Below are 4,866 nucleotides of genomic sequence, written 5' to 3'. Positions count from 1 at the left end.
ATCCAGCAGCGGCTCGATGACGCTTACGCGTCGCTGCGGAGCGCCCACGCAGATGGGGACCCCTTCCAACACCACACCCACTGGCTCCACACAAACAACCACGACAAGAACACCGAAAGCCTCGGACTCACCACAACAAGCCACCCCATCCTGGTCGCCGCCACCGAAATACCGAACTCCGGCACGACCCTTCTCACCGGAAGGCTTTCACTCAACTCCCAACCCTGGCTCAACGACCACGCAATCACCGACTCCGTACTAATCCCCGGAAGCGCCCTAATCGAAATGGCGCTCCACGCCGGCACCCACACCGACACCCCACACATCGAAGAACTCACACTCGAAAACCCACTGATCATCCCCGACCAAGGCCCCCTACACCTACAAATCACAATCGAGCCCGCCGACGACAACGGACGACGCACGATCAACATCCACTCCAGGCACGCTGACGGCGAAGACGGCTCCTCATGGGTGCGGCATGCGGTCGGCACGCTCGCAGCGACGCCGGAGATCGAGACCTCCGCGGTCCAGGAGAACTGGCCGCCGCGTGGAGCCACTCCCGTCGATCTAACCGGCTTCTACGGCGACTTGGCCGGACGCGGCTACGACTACGGCCCGGCGTTCCGCGGCCTCACCCGCGCCTGGCAACACGGCGACGACCTCTACGCCGACATCGTCCTCCCCGACGACACCGACACCACCGGATACGGCATCCACCCCGCACTCCTCGACGCCGCACTCCACCCCCTCGGACTCACCGGGTCCACCGACGACCCGATCAAGCTCCCCTTCACCTGGCAGAACGTCTCCCTCCATGCCGCAGGCGCCACCACCGTCCGCGCGCACCTGCAGCCCACCGCCGACGACCAGGTCCGCATCACCGTCACCGATGCCGAGGGCGGGCCCGTGGCGACTGTCGGCTCTCTGCTCCTGCGTCCCATCCATCGCGAACAGCTCAGCGCCAGGCAGCAGAGCCCGTCCTATGAGTTGGCGTGGAAGGTGCAGGCGCGGCCGAGTACCCAGGTTGAGTCGGCATGCGTCCTCATAAGCGACCGCAATGCGCAACCCCCGGTTGATCTGCCGGAGACCGTCCTTGCCGGGCGGCACGACGACGTGGCCGACCTCGTCTCGGCCATCGAGGCCGGGACGCCTGTCCCCGCGTTCGCCGCGTGGGTCTGCACCGACGGCGCAGACCGGGCTCCCGCCGATGCCCGGAGGCTTGTTCACGAGGTTCTGGGACTGCTCCATGCCTGGCTGGCCGAGGACCGGCTGAACGCCTGCCGCCTGGTCGTGCTCACCCATGGCGCCGTCCCCGCGGGTGCGGACGGCACGGTGGAGAGCGTCGCCCAAGCCGCGGTGTGGGGACTGATGCGCACGGCTCAGACCGAGCATCCCGACCGGTTCGTCGTGCTCGACCTCGACCGCACCCCGGAGAGCCTCGCCGCGATCCCGGCGGCGCTCGGAAGCGGTCATGCCCAGCTCGCCGTCCGCGATGGAGAGCTACTCGTCCCCGAGGTCGCCAGGACACGCCGGACCGGCGAGGACCCCAGCCCGGCACCGTTCGCTCCGGCAGGAACCGTCCTGGTCACCGGCGGCACCGGAAGCCTCGGCGCCATCATCGCCCGGCACCTCGCCGGCCACCACGGCGTGCGGCACCTCCTTCTCGCCAGCCGGTCGGGGCCCGAAGCCCCAGGCGCACGCGAGCTCCAAGCCGAGCTCACCGAACTCGGCGCCCACGCCACCATCGCCTCCTGCGACATCTCTGATCCGGACGCGCTGGCAGACCTTCTGGCCACGGTTCCAGCCGAGCGTCCCCTGACCGGTGTCGTGCACGCCGCAGGAGTGATCGACGATTCCGTCCTGACCGAACTCACTCCCGAGCGGATGGACACGGTGCTCGCGTCCAAGGCCGACGCGGCCTGGCACCTGCACGAGCTCACCAAGGACGAGGACCTCGCTCACTTCGTCCTCTTCTCTTCCCTCGCCGGGACCTTGGGGTCCCCCGGGCAGGGGAACTATGCAGCCGCCAACGCCTTCCTCGACGGGCTCGCGCATCACCGCCATAGCCGGGGACTTCCGGCCACCAGCCTTGTATGGGGCCTCTGGCAGCAGCCGACCGGAATGACGAAGCGTTTCTCCGGCGCCGACCACGCTCGTGCCGCACGCCTGGGGGTCGACCCGCTTCCCACGGAACACGCACTCAGGCTTTTCGACACGGCACTGATGCAGAACCGACCCGCCGTCATCGCCGCCCGGTGGAACGCGCAGGCGCGGAACCCTCATCCGCTTCTGCGAGGTCTCCTGCCGAACAGGGACAGACGAGCCGCGGCGCCGACCGCTGCTCCGGGCGAGCTTTCGCACGAGCAGCTCGTCCGGCTGGTCTGCAGCGTGACGGCGGTGGTCCTGGGCCACCCGGCCGGCGAAGAGTTCAGCGCCCACAGCTCGTTCAAGGAACTCGGGCTGGACTCGTTGACGGCGGTCGACCTCCGGAACCAGCTCGGCACGACCGTCGGCCTCCGGCTGCCGGCGACCCTCATCTTCGATCATCCGACGCCGGCGGCGCTCGCCGACCACCTCCATGAGCAGCTCTCCCCGGTACCCGCCGACGCCGGAACGGCCCTTCTCACCGAACTCGACCGGCTCCGCGAGATGACCTCGGAGGCCCTCGTCGATGAAGCCCACCATTTCGAGATCGCCCTGCGGATCAAGGATCTGCTCAGAGCTTGGAACAGCCGCCTGAACGAACGCACGACGAATCAACAGGACGGCGAACCCGACCTTGCGACGGACGAAGAGCTCTTCACGCTCCTGGAGAACGAGCTCCGCGGACCCAACTGATCGAAGAGGGACTTGCGACGATGACGACCGATGACAGGTTCCGCGAGTATCTCAAGCGGGCGACCCTTGATCTTCGCGACACCCGGCTGCGACTGCGTGAGGTCGAAAAACGCGCCCGGGAGCCGATCGCGATCGTGGGGATGGGGTGCCGGTACCCGGGTGGTGTGTCGTCTCCCGAGGATTTGTGGGAGCTGGTCGAGCAGGGCCGCGACGCCATCACACCGTTCCCCGACAACCGGGGCTGGGACCTGGACGCCCTCTTCGACCCCGACCCCGATACACCCGGGAAGTCCTACGCGCGTGAGGGCGGGTTCCTGCACGACGCCGACCAGTTCGACGCCGCATTCTTCGGAATCTCCCCCCGCGAAGCCACCGCCATGGACCCCCAGCAGCGGCTCCTGCTCGAAGTCGCCTGGGAAACCATCGAACGCGCCGGCATCGACCCCACCACGCTCAAAGACACCTCCACCGGCGTCTACACCGGCGTCATGTATCACGACTACGGGTCGCGCTTCCCCCAACCACCCAGTGGTTACGAGGGACATATCGGTAATGGCAGCGCGGGCAGCGTCGCATCCGGTCGAGTTTCGTTCACCCTCGGGCTGCAAGGGCCCGCGGTCACGGTCGACACCGCCTGCTCCTCCTCCCTGGTGGCGATGCATCTGGCCGCCCACTCCCTGCGCACCGGTGAATGCGACTTGGCGCTGGCGGGCGGAGTCACCGTCATGTCCACACCGAACACGTTCCTGGAGTTCAGCAGACAGCGGGGGCTGGCGGCGGACGGCCGGTGCAAGTCCTTCGCCGCGTCCGCCGACGGCACGGGATGGTCCGAGGGTGTCGGCCTGGTGCTGCTGGAACGGTTGTCGGACGCCCAGCGCAACGGCCGGCACATCCTGGCCGTGATCAAGGGGTCGGCGGTCAACCAGGACGGCGCCAGCAACGGCCTCACCGCACCCAACGGACCCTCACAAGAACGCGTCATCCGGCGGGCACTCGCCAACGCCGAACTCACGATCGACCAGATCGACGCGGTCGAGGCCCACGGCACCGGCACTACGTTGGGCGATCCGATCGAGGCCAACGCACTGCTTGCCACCTACGGTCGGCACCGAGACATACCGCTCTACCTGGGCTCTCTGAAATCCAACATCGGCCACACGCAGGCCGCGGCCGGGGTCGCCGGGGTCATCAAGATGGTCCAGGCCATCAACCACAGCCATCTGCCCGAGACTCTCCACGTCGATGAGCCCTCCCCCCACATCAACTGGGATTCGGGAACCGTCTCCCTGCTCAGCCAGGCTCAGCCCTGGCCCGAGGTCGACCGGCCCCGCCGTGCCGCTGTGTCCTCCTTCGGAGTCAGCGGCACCAACGCCCACCTCATCCTCGAACAAGCCCCCGCCCCAGCGACCGAACCCGCACGCACACCGGCCGACACGGAAACCCCGGCGCCCGCACTCGCCTGGCCTGTATCGGCGAAAACCCCCGAGGCGCTCCGCGCCCAAGCCCAACAGCTCCTGGACCACCTGGACCACCACCCCGACGTCAGTCTCATTGACGTCGGATACACCCTCACCACCGCCCGCGCCGCCTTCGCCCACCGCGCCGTCATCACCGGCACCGGACTCGACGACTTCCGCACCGGCCTGCGGGCACTGGCCACCGGACAAACCGCACCCGGACTGACCCACACACCCCCAGCCGACCCCTCCGGGGACAACAGGATCGTCTTCGTGTTCCCCGGCCAAGGATCGCAATGGCCCGGCATGGCCACCCAACTCCTCCGCACCTCACCGGTGTTCGCCGACCACATCCACGCCTGCCACCAGGCACTGGCCCCCCACACCGACTGGTCCCTGCTCGACCTGCTCCACCAGCGCCACACCGCCCCCAACCTGGAGCGGGTCGACGTCGTCCAACCCGCCCTGTTCGCCGTCATGACCGCCCTGGCCAAACTCTGGCAACACCACGGCATCCACCCCCACGCCGTCATCGGCCACTCCCAAGGCGAAATCGCCGCCGCCTACA

General features: G+C 68.1%; 2 protein-coding genes. Both read left to right on the top strand.

What is annotated here, in order from left to right; genetic code table 11:
• Positions 1-2,841, top strand: coding sequence for an SDR family NAD(P)-dependent oxidoreductase (locus tag E1289_RS36515; RefSeq protein WP_347813618.1), 2,841 nt, complete (start codon positions 1-3; stop codon positions 2,839-2,841).
• Between the two features lie 20 nt (positions 2,842-2,861).
• On the top strand, positions 2,862-4,866 hold a 2,005-nt coding region (locus tag E1289_RS36510), incomplete at its 3' end, for a type I polyketide synthase (protein WP_131988579.1).

It is taken from the genome of Actinomadura sp. 6K520, assembly GCF_004349245.1.
Lineage (GTDB): Bacteria > Actinomycetota > Actinomycetes > Streptosporangiales > Streptosporangiaceae > Spirillospora.
This window is presented reverse-complemented; position numbering and strand designations above follow the sequence as displayed.